The 17,500-nt window shown below is 44.3% G+C and carries 12 protein-coding genes, 10 tRNA genes, 2 rRNA genes and 2 riboswitches (1 of these 26 cut by a window edge); of the genes, 22 read left to right on the top strand and 2 right to left on the bottom strand.

Going from position 1 to position 17,500, the window contains the following annotated elements; genetic code table 11:
* The 15 genes from ACL02P_RS11695 to ACL02P_RS11625 form a co-directional block, all read left to right on the top strand.
* Window positions 1-1,600: ribosomal RNA gene (locus ACL02P_RS11695) — 23S ribosomal RNA — on the top strand (it extends 1,461 nt beyond the left edge of the window).
* A gap of 139 nt (window positions 1,601-1,739) precedes the next feature.
* Window positions 1,740-1,856, top strand: a 5S ribosomal RNA gene (gene rrf, locus ACL02P_RS11690).
* A 5-nt stretch (window positions 1,857-1,861) separates the two neighbouring features.
* Window positions 1,862-1,934 (top strand) — tRNA-Asn (locus ACL02P_RS11685).
* Between the two features lie 66 nt (window positions 1,935-2,000).
* Window positions 2,001-2,092: transfer RNA gene (locus tag ACL02P_RS11680), tRNA-Ser, on the top strand.
* Between the two features lie 16 nt (window positions 2,093-2,108).
* A tRNA-Glu gene (locus tag ACL02P_RS11675) sits at window positions 2,109-2,183 on the top strand.
* A gap of 27 nt (window positions 2,184-2,210) precedes the next feature.
* A tRNA-Val gene (locus ACL02P_RS11670) sits at window positions 2,211-2,286 on the top strand.
* A 16-nt stretch (window positions 2,287-2,302) separates the two neighbouring features.
* Window positions 2,303-2,376, top strand: a tRNA-Met gene (locus ACL02P_RS11665).
* Between the two features lie 35 nt (window positions 2,377-2,411).
* A tRNA-Asp gene (locus ACL02P_RS11660) sits at window positions 2,412-2,488 on the top strand.
* A gap of 26 nt (window positions 2,489-2,514) precedes the next feature.
* Window positions 2,515-2,590, top strand: a tRNA-Lys gene (locus tag ACL02P_RS11655).
* 16 nt (window positions 2,591-2,606) lie between these two features.
* A tRNA-Gly gene (locus ACL02P_RS11650) sits at window positions 2,607-2,681 on the top strand.
* A gap of 9 nt (window positions 2,682-2,690) precedes the next feature.
* A tRNA-Arg gene (locus ACL02P_RS11645) sits at window positions 2,691-2,764 on the top strand.
* Between the two features lie 287 nt (window positions 2,765-3,051).
* A tRNA-Leu gene (locus ACL02P_RS11640) sits at window positions 3,052-3,135 on the top strand.
* A 272-nt stretch (window positions 3,136-3,407) separates the two neighbouring features.
* Entirely contained in the window at window positions 3,408-3,620 is a 213-nt protein-coding gene (locus ACL02P_RS11635; protein WP_412838237.1) for a GNAT family N-acetyltransferase, read from the top strand.
* A gap of 881 nt (window positions 3,621-4,501) precedes the next feature.
* A riboswitch (cyclic di-GMP riboswitch) is annotated at window positions 4,502-4,587 on the top strand.
* 106 nt (window positions 4,588-4,693) lie between these two features.
* Window positions 4,694-6,226 (top strand): sensor histidine kinase, encoded by a 1,533-nt coding sequence (locus ACL02P_RS11630; protein WP_412837344.1) that lies wholly within the window; start codon window positions 4,694-4,696, stop codon window positions 6,224-6,226.
* Entirely contained in the window at window positions 6,114-6,710 is a 597-nt protein-coding gene (locus tag ACL02P_RS11625; RefSeq protein WP_412838236.1) for a LuxR C-terminal-related transcriptional regulator, read from the top strand. Before ACL02P_RS11630 ends, ACL02P_RS11625 begins: the two co-directional genes overlap by 113 nt.
* A gap of 173 nt (window positions 6,711-6,883) precedes the next feature.
* Here ACL02P_RS11625 and ACL02P_RS11620 read toward each other — a convergent pair whose 3' ends face one another.
* Window positions 6,884-7,057: a hypothetical protein gene (locus tag ACL02P_RS11620; protein WP_412837343.1), complete on the bottom strand. Its 174-nt coding sequence runs from the start codon at window positions 7,055-7,057 to the stop codon at window positions 6,884-6,886.
* A 185-nt stretch (window positions 7,058-7,242) separates the two neighbouring features.
* On the opposite strand from ACL02P_RS11620, the gene ACL02P_RS11615 reads away from it, so the two are divergent.
* Window positions 7,243-8,451, top strand: coding sequence for an IS4 family transposase (locus tag ACL02P_RS11615; protein WP_009224685.1), 1,209 nt, complete (start codon window positions 7,243-7,245; stop codon window positions 8,449-8,451).
* Between the two features lie 363 nt (window positions 8,452-8,814).
* Window positions 8,815-9,735, top strand: a complete 921-nt coding sequence (gene spoIIP / locus ACL02P_RS11610) for a stage II sporulation protein P (protein WP_412837342.1) — start codon at window positions 8,815-8,817, stop codon at window positions 9,733-9,735.
* Window positions 9,736-9,877: 142 nt separating this feature from the next.
* On the opposite strand, the gene ACL02P_RS11605 is transcribed toward spoIIP, so the two are convergent.
* The gene (locus ACL02P_RS11605; RefSeq protein WP_412837341.1) at window positions 9,878-12,013 is read right to left on the bottom strand and encodes a heavy metal translocating P-type ATPase; all 2,136 of its coding nucleotides are present in this window, start codon (window positions 12,011-12,013) and stop codon (window positions 9,878-9,880) included.
* 400 nt (window positions 12,014-12,413) lie between these two features.
* A riboswitch (cyclic di-AMP (ydaO/yuaA leader) is annotated at window positions 12,414-12,548 on the top strand.
* Between the two features lie 4 nt (window positions 12,549-12,552).
* On the opposite strand from ACL02P_RS11605, the gene ACL02P_RS11600 reads away from it, so the two are divergent.
* From ACL02P_RS11600 to asnB, 5 genes are all read left to right on the top strand, one after another.
* Entirely contained in the window at window positions 12,553-13,023 is a 471-nt protein-coding gene (locus ACL02P_RS11600) for a C40 family peptidase (RefSeq protein ID WP_009224842.1), read from the top strand.
* A gap of 199 nt (window positions 13,024-13,222) precedes the next feature.
* Window positions 13,223-13,654: a BlaI/MecI/CopY family transcriptional regulator gene (locus ACL02P_RS11595; protein ID WP_009224843.1), complete on the top strand. Its 432-nt coding sequence runs from the start codon at window positions 13,223-13,225 to the stop codon at window positions 13,652-13,654.
* Between the two features lie 491 nt (window positions 13,655-14,145).
* Complete coding sequence (locus ACL02P_RS11590) at window positions 14,146-15,474, top strand: IS1380 family transposase (protein WP_412837218.1); 1,329 nt, start codon at window positions 14,146-14,148, stop codon at window positions 15,472-15,474.
* 81 nt (window positions 15,475-15,555) lie between these two features.
* A complete protein-coding gene (locus ACL02P_RS11585) occupies window positions 15,556-16,119 on the top strand; it encodes a M56 family metallopeptidase (RefSeq protein WP_412838235.1) in 564 nt (187 codons plus the stop codon).
* A 91-nt stretch (window positions 16,120-16,210) separates the two neighbouring features.
* Window positions 16,211-17,500: asparagine synthase (glutamine-hydrolyzing) (asnB, locus tag ACL02P_RS11580; protein WP_412837340.1), on the top strand; the 1,290-nt coding region annotated here is incomplete at its 3' end.

Below are 17,500 nucleotides of genomic sequence, written 5' to 3'. Positions count from 1 at the left end.
TCTGATCCGCCGAAAGCCTAAGGGTTCCTGAGGAAGGTTCGTCCGCTCAGGGTAAGTCGGGACCTAAGGCGAGGCCGAAAGGCGTAGTCGAAGGACAACAGGTTGAAATTCCTGTACCACCGTAATCCGTTATGAGCGATGGGGTGACGCAGTAGGGTAGTGACGCGAGCTGATGGATGCTCGTCCAAGCAGTGAGGCTGGTGTGTAGGCAAATCCGCACACCGTAAGGCTGGGCTGTGATGGGGAGGGAAAATTTACAGTACCGAAGGTCATGATCTCACACTGCCAAGAAAAGCCTCTAGCCAGGAGAAGGTGCCCGTACCGCAAACCGACACAGGTAGGCGAGAAGAGAATTCTAAGGCGCGCGGAAGAACTCTCGTTAAGGAACTCGGCAAAATGACCCCGTAACTTCGGGAGAAGGGGTGCCTCGGTAGGGTGAATAGCCCGAGGGGGCCGCAGTGAAAAGGCCCAAGCGACTGTTTAGCAAAAACACAGGTCTGTGCGAAGCCGCAAGGCGAAGTATACGGGCTGACGCCTGCCCGGTGCTGGAAGGTTAAGGGGAGCGGTTAGGAGGAATACCTCCGAAGCTGTGAACCGAAGCCCCAGTAAACGGCGGCCGTAACTATAACGGTCCTAAGGTAGCGAAATTCCTTGTCAGGTAAATTCTGACCCGCACGAATGGCGTAACGACTTGGGCGCTGTCTCAACGAGAGATCCGGTGAAATTTTAATACCTGTGAAGATGCAGGTTACCCGCGACAAGACGGAAAGACCCCATGGAGCTTTACTGCAGCTTGATATTGGACTTGGATACGATTTGTACAGGATAGGTGGGAGCCTAGGAAGCCGGAGCGCCAGCTTCGGTGGAGGCGCCGTTGGGATACCACCCTGATCGTATCTAGGTTCTAACCTGGTGCCCTGATCGGGTACGGGGACAGTGTCAGGTGGGCAGTTTGACTGGGGCGGTCGCCTCCTAAAGAGTAACGGAGGCGCCCCAAGGTTCCCTCAGAATGGTTGGAAATCATTCGAAGAGTGCAAAGGCAAAAGGGAGCTTGACTGCGAGACTGACAAGTCGAGCAGGGACGAAAGTCGGGCTTAGTGATCCGGTGGTACCGCATGGAAGGGCCATCGCTCAACGGATAAAAGCTACCCTGGGGATAACAGGCTTATCTCCCCCAAGAGTCCACATCGACGGGGAGGTTTGGCACCTCGATGTCGGCTCATCGCATCCTGGGGCTGAAGTAGGTCCCAAGGGTTGGGCTGTTCGCCCATTAAAGCGGTACGCGAGCTGGGTTCAGAACGTCGTGAGACAGTTCGGTCCCTATCTGTCGTGGGCGTAGGAAATTTGAGAGGAGCTGTCCTTAGTACGAGAGGACCGGGATGGACGCACCGCTGGTGCACCAGTTGTTCCGCCAGGAGCACAGCTGGGTAGCTAAGTGCGGACGGGATAAGCGCTGAAAGCATCTAAGCGTGAAGCCCCCCTCAAGATGAGATTTCCCCGTATGTAAGACCCCTTGAAGACGACAAGGTTGATAGGCCTGAGGTGGAAGTGCCGTAAGGCATGGAGCTGACAGGTACTAATCGGTCGAGGGCTTATCCAAAAAATAAAATGCAAATCTAGTTTCGTATCCAGTTTTCAAGGATTCAACCTTGAACCGATTTTTAGCTGCAAGCCTTTTATAAGGTTTGATCTTTTGCTGAAGCGGAAAGTGCGGAAGTAAAAGCAGCGCAAAAATCTTGTTTGGTGGCAATGGCGGAGGGGTTCCACTCGTTCCCATCCCGAACACGACCGTTAAGCCCTCCAGCGCCGATGGTACTTGGACCGAAGGGTCCTGGGAGAGTAGGACGCTGCCAAGCAATGTTCCCCGATAGCTCAGTCGGTAGAGCACTCGACTGTTAATCGAGTTGTCACAGGTTCGAGTCCTGTTCGGGGAGTCTATCCTGGAAGGAAGGATATATGTTTTGCATATTTCCTTCTCTTCCGGGGAAACCAACTCTTATGGAGAGGTGTCCGAGTTGGCCGAAGGAGCACGATTGGAAATCGTGTAGGCGTCACAAGCGTCTCGAGGGTTCGAATCCCTCTCTCTCCGCCAGCAAGGACTTGAATATGGCCCGTTGGTCAAGGGGTTAAGACACCTCCCTTTCACGGAGGTAACAGGGGTTCGAATCCCCTACGGGTCACCATCTCTTTTCTTTAGTCATCCCAGATCTGGAGGCTTAGCTCAGCTGGGAGAGCATCTGCCTTACAAGCAGAGGGTCGGGGGTTCGATCCCCTCAGCCTCCACCATACTTCTTATTACTGACGCGGGGTGGAGCAGCCCGGTAGCTCGTCGGGCTCATAACCCGAAGGCCGCAGGTTCAAATCCTGCCCCCGCAATTATCCTCTTCAAGAGGATGGCATTATTCTCGTGTGGAGCCGTGGTGTAGAGGCCTAACATGCCTGCCTGTCACGCAGGAGACCGCGGGTTCGAATCCCGTCGGCTCCGCCATTTATCTTCTTAGTTAAGACTTGTACGAGCCATTAGCTCAGTTGGTAGAGCACCTGACTTTTAATCAGGGTGTCGAAGGTTCGAGTCCTTCATGGCTCACCAGTTTCATATTTATTATGCGGACGTGGCTCAGCGGTAGAGCATCGCCTTGCCAAGGCGAGGGTCGCGGGTTCGATTCCCGTCGTCCGCTCCATCTTAATACGCGCCCTTAGCTCAGCTGGATAGAGCGTTTGACTACGAATCAAAAGGTCAGGAGTTCGAATCTCTTAGGGCGCGTTCCCTTTGCCGGTGTGGCGGAATTGGCAGACGCGCGCGACTCAAAATTGTACGCGCCTTGTGTTTTGCGCGTAAAACCGTTCCGTTCCTTGATATATAAGGTTTTTCCAAAGAGGGCACCGCGCTTTTGTCGGTAGACCCGCACCAAACTCCCCAAAATTCAGCCGATTTTGGAAGACCGCGCTTTTGTTAAGATGTTACGCGGTCGAGTTGTACGCGGCTGGTGTGTCGAGGATAACTCGATGTAGTATGCAAGTCAAGCAAGGCGAATTGAATATTTTTACTTTGCCGGTGTGGCGGAATGGCAGACGCGCTCGACTCAAAATCGAGTGGGGAGACCCGTGGAGGTTCGAGTCCTCTCACCGGTACCATATACTTAAAACAAAAACCCTGATCGTTGAATAATTCAATGATCAGGGTTTTCTTTGCATTTAAAGTAAATAATCAGCAGGGAGTACAACGCTTGTTCGCATATACCTAAGGAGCCGAAACTTATTCATTAAGACCCGATTTCTTGAAGCGATGTAACCTTTACAGGTTTTAAGCGGCACGGTTGCTTTCTCTATTTTTGGAATAATGATCATGTTGTTTTGCTGTCGTTACGGGAGCGGAGATTGGTGTTATTTCATTGGTCCCTGAGCGGATGGGAATTGGGACAAAAGTGATCGAGTGGTTAAAAAATTATGCCCAAAACAAAGGTTTTGACCGAATTTGTATCGAAAATGCCAACACGGATGCGAGTATTGGATTGGCAAGGAAATTGGGCTTCACTAATGTCCCTAATAGTCCAATTATTCAAGAGGTTCTTAAAACAGAGGAGTCGCCTGACTATCATTTACTGATAGTAAGATCATAAGTTCTTTTTAGTTAGTCCAGACTCAAAAAGTACCCCCAACTTCGAGAAGTTGGGGGCTCTAGTGTTTACTTTGATTATTTTTGTAATCTTCCGATCTTTTAAACATCCTCAGCCTAAATATTACGATACGCAATTCTTTCTTCAGTAAACTTGTAACTGTTGGCCAACTCAGAACTTGATTCCGATCGATCTCTCCCGTTTGAGTTGTTTTACAACATTATTCTATGGTTAGATACCTAGTCTGTATCCGGCGAATGCCTATAGTCAAACGCCCTTTTTATGATTTATTTGATACATAATTCAGATTCGCTGACGCCTACAGGTCGGCGAATCAGCCCAAGATATTGGGACTATTCGAAACTTGCGTACGGATGGCCTGTTACAGAAAAAACAAAGAGCCCCAAGCCAAAAGGGCGAGGGGTTAAAAAGCAGGTGACGTTCTTTGCTTCTAATTTATGTATGAACGTTTGCACATGTTACAAAAAACTAAAAGACACTGCTGTTCGATACCTATATTTCCAATTCGAATGAATGTGACCCAAAATGAAAATAAATAAGGAAAGTTTTAGCAACTATATTCTCGCAAAAGTTGGAATCTTCTAGTATAATATGTCTATAAAGCGAGGATTAGACAGGAATTTGGACTATATTTTCCGGCTCGGTTATTAGGATAAAGGTCCGTTTTTCGGTCGAAACTGTGCTTCTAGTACTTTTCCTATAGTAAGACTGAAAAAGAGGAGGGATCTGAGGTCAAATCTATGTAGGTAGTACCTGGTGGCTGTTAAATGACATTATGAGGTCAGGTGAAGGATTCGAACATCGCCATGGACGAATGGGTTATGAATTATTCTCCTATTGGTTGTCCAAATAAATATGAGCTGAAGGAAAAATGGCAAACCCGCTCGAAAGACGGGGACGCAAAGCCACGGGTCTGCGGCCGTAAGGCTATGATCGCCGGGTTACCCTAAAAGGCAGGCTTCCGGAGAAAAGGCACGTTTAGGGTACGTGTCTTTTTTGTCGTCTATGTCCGATTCCGAATAAGCCGAGGAACCTCATCGAGGGAGGGAACTGAAGTGGTGCTTGTACTGTCATTATTGCTGATGACCGCCATTCTGCTATTCGCCCATCCGAGAAGAGAGCCAAATCGTTGGGCCGGTTCAGTCGCTTTTTTCTCTGTACTCGGAGAGTTGACTATCGCCATAGATGAGAAGATAATTCCCGTATTTGTCCCCTTGGCAAATGGTCCAATTATAGCCGGATTAGAGTGGGTAAAAGGTTTTTTTTACTTCTTAGCCTTATACTTGCCTCCCTATTCATTATTGATGTTCAGCTTGAGCTATGCGGGGTGGTTTCAACGGCGAAAGAGTTGGAAGCGCTCCATAATCGTTGGGGCACTGATACCGGTTCTGATCATGTTTCTTCTACCTTCAGAGGCTTCACGTGATACACGGATACCGTTCTGGGCAATGATTTATTACGCTACCGCAGCAGTGCCATGCTTGAGGTTGGCATACCGTGAAGTTGATGAGAGGATCAGGCAGCAACACCGTGTGGTCTGTTGGATTGTTGTACCGTCGATCGGTTTTGTACTGCTTTTCGATTATATTCTGCCTTTGCTCCAATTCCACCCGCCCTTTGATACCAAACGTGCTGGTTTAGCAGCCGTGTGCATTTGCTTTTTTGTATTTGTTGTACGTTACGGTGTATTGGGCGTCCGAATCCGATTGGAGAAGTATTCCACATCCCCAGAGCCATATGGGGAGACTCCGCTTACATTTCAATTCTATCATGCTTTAAAAAGTGAACTTGGAAAAATACAGATTGCAGCCAGACGTATATTTTATCTTGCCCAACGAACCAAGCAACAGGAATTGTATCGGGATACATCTCATTTGATCGATGCTACCGAGCGGATTATGGCAATAGCTTTCCGTTTTCGTAATTCATCACAACAGTTGGTATTGTACGAGCAGTCATGCATTATAAATGAACTCGTTGAGCAACTATTGAATAGCTTGACGGGAGAATTTTGCAGCAAGAATCTTATCGTCCGAAAAAAATTGGATGAATCGATTGTTTTGCATTGTGATTCTGTTCACGTGCAGCAAGTCATGAAGAACCTCTTCTATAATGCCATTGAAGCGATGTCCGAAGGAGGGTGTCTGACAATAACATCGAGACTGTCGCAAGAAACGCTGGATATCTCTGTTCGTGATTCCGGTTGCGGCATCGCTCCGGAAGCAATGCCGTATATTTTTGAACCTCATTTTACAACCAAGTCGAACGAAGAGAACGATGGATTGGGTTTATTCTACAGTCATGAAGTCATGCGTCACCATCAAGGATCCATCGAGGTACAAAGTCTAATCGGAATCGGTACGACATTTACGCTTCATTTTCCCATCCAAAGAGTCATTCGTCATTCACCGCCATTGAACCGATGGGAGGGAGACCATGAGCAAGATCAAAGTATTATTGGTGGAAGACGATCCGGTGTGGAACGAATATATATCCGAAACGGTGAATCGAGAACCAGATTTGTTTTTGGTCGGAACGGCTCGGACGAAAGTCAATGCAATTCGCATTGTCAGTATGTTAGACATTGATGTGGTACTATTGGATGTAGTGTTGGATGGGAAAAAGGCAGACGGGCTTGACGCAGCGCTCGAAATTGTCTACATGAGTAAGGCGAAAGTCATCATGCTTACGGTATTAGACCAGGCAGAGATCGTTTCCGAGGCGTTCGGCAACGGTGCTTTCAATTATATTGTCAAAACGGCGCTCGAAGATATTCCGGAGGCAATTCGAGCTGCACATTCGGGACTATCCTCCATTCATGCTTCGGCTGCAGGCGTGCTTCGATCCGAATTTGTTCGAATGAAGCAACAAGAAATGCGCCAAAATTTGACGCGAACCGAAGTTGAAATCCTCCGTTTTATTCATAATGGTCATACCCGTTCCGCAATTGGGGAACATTTGCATATAACGGAAAGTACGGTCAAAAAGCATGTAAACCGAGTGATTCGAAAATTAAAGGTTCACACCGGTAGAGAAGCTGCCAAAAAAGCAAAATTGAAAGGAATATTATAAAGTCCATGTGTATTGATATAGAAAACCGGGAATAGCACCTTTAACCGATACAGGTAGGTGCTATTCTTTTTGTTTGTTAGTCAAACAACCAGTCAGGAATGCGTAACCAGCGTCGACTGAAATCTGACGACTGGCTATCTATCCCTGCCTCACAATCAAGGGTATTTAAACTTTTAAGCTTTAGTATCTATGTTTTGTCCGCGATACTGATCTTGTTTCTCTGGTTTGTGCTGCTGATGCACTGTTTCAGTATGTTGGTGATCTAACGATGTTTTCCTAGTCCCTCCGTGCATATTTCCCATCCCGCAATTCTTTGGCATTGAATTCGATATACCGCTTACTGCCATAGTTTTTCCTCCTCTATCACACTAGCCTTGCACCAAACCTGACATGAGAAATTACAGAAAAATTGTTTGTAAAATATCCTAAATATGGTTGCTATTACTGGTATTCTTCTGGTTGCTCATAAAAAAATCTCCTATTGTTAAGGTGTAGGCATGTTACCCACTCCATAACAGAAGGAGACCATAGCATGGGTAACAATAACTCAAAATCAGTCATTTGTAAATGCCTAAATTTGCTGAATGTCGGAGAATACCGCGGCCTGCTTGCCGACCATCGCACTCGCAAACTTACAACCGGTAAAGCCATTCAGATTTTTGTGGAGTCTCAGCTTGCAGGGCGTACCAGCTATGATGAAATCTCGGAACACCTTCGCATCATGCCGGATCTGCAGGACGACCATCTGAAGTCGATCAGTGCCTCTCAGCTTTCACGAAAGATCAAGCAACTCCCGACGGATCTGTTACAAGCGATCTTTCTCTGCAACATCGCACGCATCCAGGAGATCACCAAGCAGAAGCAAGGGATCCCGAATATCGGCAAGCTCCGGATTCTCGACTCCACCGTGCTTACCTTGCCTACCCTAGCTGGACGCTGGGCGTACTGGAGCAAAGAGCAAAATGCGGTCAAGATCCATACCCAGCTCGTGGTGGCCGATCGCGAAACGGTGTTTCCCGGCAAGATCATCAACAGCACAGCGGCGGTGAGTGATCAGGAAGTCGCTCTTGATCTGGTGGTGGCGGACGATGCGATTCATGTGATGGATCGCGGGTATATCCAGTACGAGCTATATGAATCGCTGATTCACCAACAGATGAGGTTTGTGGCCAGATTGCAGACCAAGAACAAGGTGACCATCCTCCATCAGCGAGCGGTTCCTGAGGGTTTTCCCATCACGATAGATGCGGACGTCGAGATCCAGTGGAACGATAAGCAGAAGCAGACGCATTACCTCCAAGCCCGACTGATCGAGTTTACGGATGAGCAGAAACGGACCTACCGCTTGCTGACCAATGTGCAGGATCGCTCTGCCCAAGAGATTAGCGAGATCTACCGCTATCGATGGTTGATCGAGTTGTTCTTCAAATGGATCAAGCAACATCTGAGGCTGGTGAAGATCTACAGCGCAAACCAGACCGCCATCTGGAACCAAATCTATCTGGCGTTGATCGCGTACAGCTTGGTGCTGTTGATCAAGTTAGAGATGCAAACGGATCTAAGCTTATGGCAGATCTTGAAACGCATGCGCTTATATGCTGAGCGATCGTGGGAAGAGTTTCAACAAGCTGTGTTACGACCGCCGTCTCGGCCATCCAAAGGCCGGCGTAAGAAAGGGCGGCCAGGAAGGCCGAGAAAACATCCGTTGAAGCTCAAGAGCGTCAAGATGGTACTAGAGTAACCGAACGATTCATCTACTAATTTTTGGTAACATGACTACACTTCACGTCCTGTTACCCTTTTAGCACATTGGCGGGAAATAGAAATGGAAAATTTTAATACAATAAGCTGATATAACTAATATTAACAATTAATTAAATACCATGTCACTTTAGATGCAAGGCTAGTGCCTCTATCAACTTTTTGCTACTCGTTTATCGTAGCATTTAATTGTGTCGTTACTATGTGGATTTAATGTGATGTTAAATATTTTGCTTCACCTATCTCATGCCTGCTCGCGTCCTAATCTCTTAATTTCGTTCTATTCTATCAGTGCTACGAATAAAAATAGATTAGTACTAAAACGAAGAGAAGGGGGAGACCAATGACGCGAACCAAATTGAGAGTGATCGGCCTGTCAGTGTTTCTATCATCTTTTTTAATTTCCCTAAAAGTCATCCCGGCGTACATTGAACTAAACGAACCTAAAGTTGGCACCTTACCTGAAAAAAGTCAGGTTCTGATGGTAAAAGAAGAAAAGATCATTATTCAAAAATCAAGTAAGACAATAAAAGCAGAGAAGCCAAATCCAATCGCTTCCTTGAAAAATTCAGCGGTGACCCCAACTGCGAAAAGGATGGTTCAAAAGCCGAAGCAATCGGAGCAACCACGAGTGCTGATTTACCATACCCATAATCGTGAATCTTGGTTGCCAGAACTTCAAGGTAAAACCGATCCCAATGAGGCCTTTGATTCCAAAATAAACGTTACTTTATTGGGAAAGGATCTATCCAATAAATTAAAAGTAAAAGGTATGAGTGTGATCCAATCTGCTGAAGATTATCCAAGTAAAATAAATAAATTTGACTACGCAAAATCTTACGCCTATTCAAAGGCTACATTGAGCAAGGAGCTCTTTAAACATAAATCCATTGAATATGTATTTGATATACATCGAGATTCGGAATCAAAAAGCAAAACAACCATACTGTACAACAATGTGAATTACGCTCAGTTATATTTTGTTGTTGGACGGGATAATCCCAATTGGAAACAAATCAAGAAATTTGCAGCCCGGCTACAAAATAAATTAAATGAAAAAATACCTGGAATCTCCAAGGGGATTTACCAAAAGGATCACTCCAGCGGGAATGGACAATATAATCAATCACTTGCCGAATATAGCGCGCTTATTATTGAAATCGGCGGTGTTGAAAATGCATTAGAAGAAAATTATCGTACGATATCGATTTTGGCTGATGCGATTCATGAAATTTGGCATGAAGATCATAACTCAGCCATTTAAGAAACATGATCGGATAATGCTCTACTGACCTCGGGCCGATGGACAAGCTTCATGTAAATATTTTGAATATGGGAACTTCATGATTCAAAGTTTTGATACATTCCTGAGCAAAAACTCCTGCCTAAATGGCAGGAGTTTTTGCTTACAGTTTCAGTAATTTAGCATTGATGGCTACAATGACGGTGCTTAAAGACATCAGGATGGCGCCAACTGCAGGATCGAGAACAATGCCAAACGGCAATAGAACACCTGCAGCAAGTGGGATGGCAACGATGTTATAACCAGTCGCCCACCATAAGTTTTGCATCATTTTACGATAGGTCACCCTGGAAAGCTTAATGATATTGACGACGTCTTGCGGATTGCTCTTGATAAGCACGACGTCAGCAGTCTCAATCGCAACATCAGTACCGGCACCGATCGCGATCCCTAAATCTGCCTTGGCAAGCGCTGGAGCATCGTTAACCCCATCACCGGTCATCGCTGTACGCAAACCTTCTTTTGCTTGAATCTGGTCGATTTTATCCGACTTTTGATGGGGGAGAACCTCGGCGAAGATTTCATCCAAGCCTAGCTGCTTGCCGACATATTGGGCCACCTTCTGGTTATCCCCCGTTAACATGATGGATTTAACCCCCATATCATTTAGTTCTTGAACGGCATCTTTGGCAGTGTCTCGGATCATATCTGCCAGTGCGATCATCCCTGCCACTTGACCATCAACGAGGATAAAGACAACGGTTTTACCCTCTTGCGACCATTGATTAAAGCGTTCCTCATCAAATGAAAGGCGCTTCTCCTTTACGTATACAGGACTTACCCCCATAATTTCCTTGCCGTCCACAATCCCTTGAAGGCCACTGCCCGGGAGTGCTTTGAAGTCAGTCACTTCTTTAAGTTGAATCCCTTTTTCCTTTGCAGCTTTTGTAATGCCTCTGGCGATTGGATGCTCGGAATGTGTCTCCACGCTTGCTGCATAGGTAAGAAGTTCCGTCTCGGAGGACGCGTTACCGAGATGGATATTTGTAATCCCGAATTCCCCTTTAGTTAAAGTTCCTGTTTTATCAAACACAATGGCTTGGATATTCCGCGCACCTTCAAATGCGGTTCGGTTGCGTATCAGGAGTCCGTTCTTTGCGGCAAGCGATGTCGAAGTTGCAATGACAAGTGGAGCGGCGAGCCCTAACGCATGTGGACATGCAATTATCAGCACGGTAACCATACGTTCCAAAGCAAAAGAGATCGGATACCCTAGTGTAATCCATGCGGCAAAGGTGAGAATCCCTACCACCAAGGCACCATAAAAGAGCCACTTAGCGGCACGGTTCGCCAGATCCTGAGCTCGGGACTTGGAAGCCTGGGCTTCTTGAACGAGTGCAATTACTTGCGATAGGTATGTCTCTTTGCCTACGCTCTGAACGGAAATCTTGACAGAGCCCTGACCGTTAATGGAGCCGCCAATAACTTGGTCGCCTACTTGCTTGGCATTCGGTACGGATTCGCCGGTTAGCATCGACTCATCAATCAAGGTTTCGCCTTCAGTAATCTGACCGTCGATCGGAACTTTTTCCCCCGGTTTGACGAGTACGATATCGCCTTTTTTAAGTTCAGTGACATCGATTTCGATAATCTCGCCTTTTTCTTTTACCAAATGTGCATCGGAAGGCATAAGTTTGGCGAGCTCCTCTAAAGCTTTAGAGGCCCCCATGATGGACTTCATCTCAATCCAATGCCCGAGCAGCATAATGTCGATTAATGTAGCAAGCTCCCAGAAAAAATCGGTTGTGGTGAGACCGAAAGTAGAGCTTGTACTATATACATACGCAACAACGATGGCGAGACAGATGAGAGTCATCATTCCAGGGTTTTTAGCGGAAAGCTCATCCTTAAGGCCTTTAATAAAAGGCCAGCCCCCATAGAAGAACACAAACGAGGACAATAGAAAAAGAAGGTACGTATCCCCTGGAAATCGCCAGTTTACGCCCATAAACATTTGAATCATTGGGGAAATGATCAGGATCGGAATCGTGACAATTAAGGAAATATAGAAACGCTTTTTAAAATTTTCAACCATATGCCCATGATGTCTGGAATGATCATGTCCGCCAGCGTGCATGCCATGGTTTACATGTCGGTGCTCATCATGCTGATGATGGTGCTCGTGTTCATCATGTTGTAAATGTTGGTGTTCGTTGGGTTCGTGGTGTAGTTCTTTATGTTGATGTTCAGAGGAATGTTGGGAATGATCGCTTTGATCATGTTTATGATTGTTATTCATGATCTTGCTCCTTCGCATTTTTATTTATTTTTAAGTAATTAATTTAACCTTTTTTGATATTTTTAATCACCTTCCGGTTCTTATTCCAACATCAACGTATTGTAGAAGAGAGGAAGAGAAAAATAAGCAGTTGCTAAGGACATATTCACTATGTAAGAAGGGAAGCTAAATAATTAAAATATTGTAACCCTACAAATTGTAGTATAAATATGGTACATTATAATGTCAATTTTCGGCGCGGTTTTATTTTATAAAAAATCATTTAGTTCGACATTTCAAATAACTCTCGAAAGCCTTTAGCAAGTGATTTAAGCCATTCATATCACGGTTTTTGTACTTCTAAAAAAATAAGGATTGACAAAATAACAGAAAATAGACTACATTATGTAGGGTTACAAAAAATTAATTTTTGCCGAATTTCTTAACAGAAAACGGGGGAACCACTTTTGGGTGAATTATTCTTTTCGTAAAAAAGAATATAGGGAACCTTCTACCGAACCCTCAGCTAACTCCGTAGGCATCGAAGGGAGACTACATATTTGAAAAAACTGATCTTATCGGCATTAGGTGCAGCACTTATTTTTTCAGCAAGCGCTACCAGTTCCTTTGCTAGTTCGGTCAAACTTGAAAATGAAGTGGATAAAGTCGTGGGGACGCCTTACCTGTATGGAGGTACAACAGTAGCTGGTTTTGATTGCTCGGGTTTTATTTTATATATTTTTGATAAGTTCAAATTGGATTTGCCTCGTACGTCAAAAAGCCAGGCAAAAGAGGGAACTCCGGTGGATCAGGACAATCTTCGAGCTGGAGACTTGGTATTTTTTAATACGGATGGGAAGGGGATTTCTCATGCAGGCATCTATATCGGCGACAATAAGTTTGCACACTCTTCAAGTAGTAAAGGTGTAAGAATAAGCAGTTTGTCAGAATCTTATTATAAAAATCGGTATGTTACTGCAAGACGTGTTGTGAGTGAGCAGAGTTACCTTAAAATGATTGGTGAAGAATAACCTTTAAAAGGACAAGCTATAGTTATGGGCTTGTCCTTCTATTTTTCGAATATGATCATCCAAAGAGGACGATCATATTCATAATTTGACCAAAGAAGATTTATTAACTACAATGTGTAGTATGTTAGACTTACAGCAGTTGTTGATTCTGGTCCAAGATAGGACTTTAAGAGTCAATTTTGGATGAAAGGGTGTAAGCATGTCTGTTAAACGTATGTATTTAAACGAGGAGGGGCTAAATCGCTTTTTTGGTTCTCTAGAAGCTCAAATCATGGAGATTATTTGGGAACATAATAGAATAACCATTAAAGAAGTGCAGTCTCTTCTGGATGATGATTTATCTTTCAATGCCGTGATGACGGTGATGAATCGCTTGATTGAAAAAGGGCATCTGAAGAAAGCAACTATAGGGAAGGGAAGAGCAAGACAGAGTTATTTTGAACCTGTACAAAGCAAGGAAGAATTTATTACCGAACAAACGAAAACTGTTACCGTAGGTTTAATTAACGACTATGGGAACTTGATGGTAAATCATATGGTTGATGCGATGCAGCAGGCCGATCCTCAGTTGATGAAGTTATTAGAATCACGTTTAAATGAATGGAAAAAAAATCGCCATGATAACCATTAAAAAGCATTCGATTATTTTTTACTTGATGATCGTCCTTGGTTTGCTCTTTTGGAGTCATATGGCATTTTATGTTCTGCATGAAATTTGGGGTTATTCCATTCAATGGGGAATATTGGAATATTGTCTTTCCGCTCTTGGAGAGACCACAATGATACACCAGTTCATATTAATAGGATTGAATATCATCATTTTATATAGCTTTCTGTCATTTTTTTACATTCTATTCAAACAAGTGTATCTTGAAATACAGTGGAATAAAGAAGTCCAATTCAAATCGGATATTTTGTTGACGGAAGCAATAAACAAAAAATATCAAAGATTTAATGGGAAAATAATAGTTATTAAAGACCATTCATTATTCGCTTTAACTTATGGCCTGAATCCGTGATAAAGGTTCTTTGAAAATTAAAGATAATTGAAGGAAAAAGCACCTCCGGTAAAGAAATTAAAAGAAAATCATAACTTTTCCAATTTCACCTGAGAGGTGCTCTATGAAGATCCAATTTGTCCGCTCGAAAGAGTTAATTCTCTCTACTCACGCCGGTCTTGCAACCGTTGGCGCTTTGCTTGCGCATACTGGACTTAGAAAGCGCCTGAATCATACAAAGATCAAAAGTATGAAAACACCGATTCATTCCCACGCCGATGTCATGAAGAGCTATCTGGGCCTGCTCTGCCAAGGCAAGAGCGACTTTGACCATATTGAGCCGTTTCGAAAAGACGATGTATTCACAATCTGCCTTCAGCTCCAAAAAGTCCCCTCCAGCCCGACTCTTCGCCAGCGTCTTGACGCCGCAGCACAGACGCCGGAATGGAACCGGATTTTACTTGAGGAATCCGCTGATCTCATTCGCAAGGTAAAGGCTCCATTAACAGGGCTGACAGCAGGTGAAAAGGCTTATGCGCCGCTGGATATCGACGTATCTCCTTTCGACAATTCCGGCACAAAGAAAGAAGGCGTATCTCGTACTTACAAAGGGACTGACGGCTATGCTCCCATCTTTGCCTACCTGGGCCAAGAAGGCTATGGCGTTAATGTGGAACTGCGTGAGGGCAGTGTGCATTGCCAGAAGGGAACAGCCGCATTTTTAGAACAGAGCATCGCATACGCCAAACGTGCAACGGACCTGCCGCTGCTCATTCGCATGGACGCTGGAAACGACAGCGCCGAAAATTTGCATGTTTGTCATCGCGAGAAAGCCGACTATATCATCAAGGCCAATCTCCGCAGAGAACCGAAGGAAATGTGGCTGCGCATTGCGGAAACGACGGGAATCGCCTGCCAGCAGCGCGAAGGAAAAGTCGAATATATCGGCGCGATAGAATTTCGCGAAAAGGGATTCGACCGCCCCCTTCGCCAAGTGTTCCACGTCATTCATCGAACGATTGATCGGGATCGACAAGTGTTGCTGTTCCCGGAAATTGAAGTGAGCGTCTATTGGACGTCGCTTCGCTGTGCCCCGTCACGAGTGATTGAGCTTTACCGCGATCATGGGACAAGTGAGCAATTCCACAGCGAAATCAAAACCGATTTGGATTTGGAGCGTCTGCCTGCAGGAAAATTCGCAACGAATGATCTCGTACTGCATGCCGGCTTGTTTGCCTATAACCTTCTTCGAATCATCGGCCAGGAGAGTCTGCGTGAGCATGACTCGCCGATTCGAAACAACGTGCAGCGTCGCCGTATTCGTACGGTTATCCAGAATATTATTTACATGGCGGCAAGATTGGTTCGACATGCGCGAGGTATTCGATTCAATTTCGGCTGCAACAGTCCGTGGTTTCCCGTTATCCGTCGTATTTACTGTGCCTTTACCTGACAGGATGGAATGTTATAGGGGTCAATAAGGCCTTGTCAGCCAAGGTCTGTTTGATCATGCGCTCCATCAGAGTGCGATCTCATTAAACAGTTTGTCAGCGTCAAAAATCGCACATTTTACAATAACAACCAGATTTTCAATCGAGCAATACAAAGCGTCACGGATTCAGGTTATGGATTTATTCGACCGAGAATTGTTATTTCCACCAAAATGCTGGAATGTTTTGATCAAGAAGAAATTACAGCGGTATTGCTACATGAATACGCTCATCTGAAAAGATTCGATCCTCTTCGTTCGTTAATCATAAATATCATAAAGAATAGTCTTCCTTTTGTACCGATCTTTAAAAAAATGCATCATTTTATTCATGTATGGATGGAGATTGATGCCGATCAATATGCCATGAGACACATGGGGTCACCATATGCTTTGGGCAGTGTATTATATAAATGTGCGAGTTCAAATCATCAACGATTCCCCATTGGGGTTGGATTTGCGGATGATCCCATCAATTACCGGATACAAAAATTAATTGAACCGAGTTCTCATATCAAAGTTCCAATACTGGATATTCCCCCTATGGTTATATCTTTTAGTGTATTCATCACATTTAGTGTCATAATGTTACTTAACGGCTGCACATAAAAGCCGTTTTCTTTTTCATTTTAAAACTACGTATTGTAGTATAAAAGATGGTCCAATGATTCATATTTAAAAGCGACAGGAGAATAGATACATGTGTGGAATAGCTGGAATTTTAACGTTTGGAGATAATTCAGGACCAGAAGTCAGTGCGTTGAGAAGAATGATAAATATGATCCAGCATCGTGGACCAGATCAAACGGGGATTCGCATCTTTGAAAATATAGGATTGGGCTTTACCCGTCTTTCTATTTTAGGTATTAATGATGGGAATCAGCCTCTTGCTAACGAAGATCGTTCCCTTTGGTTGGTATTTAACGGTGAGATTTATAATTACAAATCATTGAAGAAAGAACTAGAGAGTCTGGGGCATCGATTTAAAACCAATACGGATTCAGAAGTTGTTCTGCATTTGTATGAGGAATATCAAGAACGTTGCCTTGATAAATTAAGAGGCATGTTTGGATTTGCGATTTGGGATCGAAGAGCAAAATCACTATTTATTGTAAGGGATCACTTCGGAATTAAACCCATTTACTACTATCAGGATAGCAAACGGCTTATCTTTGCCTCCGAGATCAAAAGTATACTGGCTGCTGGGGGAATTCAGCCGATCATTAATCAAAAAAGCTTATTACATTATCTAACGTTACAATATGTGCCGCAACCAGAAACTATGTTTCAAGGAATTTGTAAGTTGGAGCCAGGTCATTATCTCAAATTTGATGAATGGGGTCTCGTTGCTAAAAAAAAGTATTGGGACCCGAAATTTGAGCCGGAGAATCGGCCTCTCGAGACATTTGTAGAAGAAATACGTTACAGTCTTCGGGATTCGATCAACTTGCATATCCAAAGTGAAGTACCGGTAGGCAGCTTCTTGTCTAGTGGGATTGATTCAACAACTATTACTAGCCATCTTACGGAATGCAACAAACAGTTGAAAACTTTTTCAGTGGGCTTTGAGGGGGATCAGAATGAGACCATATTCGCAAGAAGAACTGCTGAAGTGCTTAATACGGATCATTATGATGAAATCATTTCAGTTGAAAAATTTTTTGAGGATACCTTGAAAGCAGTATGGCACATGGATGAACCGATTGCGGACCCGTCTGCCATTGCCATGTTTCGATTGTCCAAGCTAGCAAGATCACAGGTTACTGTTGCATTATCTGGTGAAGGAGCAGATGAATTATTTGGCGGATATCGAATATACCGGGAACCTGGTTCACTTAGACCGATTTCTTATTTACCGAAGGAAATCAAAAATAAATTTAGAAAGTATCTTGCACAAATTCCATTTTCCTTTTACGGTAAAAACTATTTAATGCGAGGGTTTACTTCCCTAGAGGAGCGATTTTTTGGGAATGCCAAAATCTTTAATGAG

The organism is Paenibacillus sp. MB22_1 (genome assembly GCF_047200555.1).
Taxonomy (GTDB): Bacteria; Bacillota; Bacilli; order Paenibacillales; family Paenibacillaceae; genus Fontibacillus; species Fontibacillus phoenicis.
The sequence above is the reverse complement of the archived record's forward strand: the minus strand, read 5'-3'. Positions and strand labels throughout refer to the sequence as shown.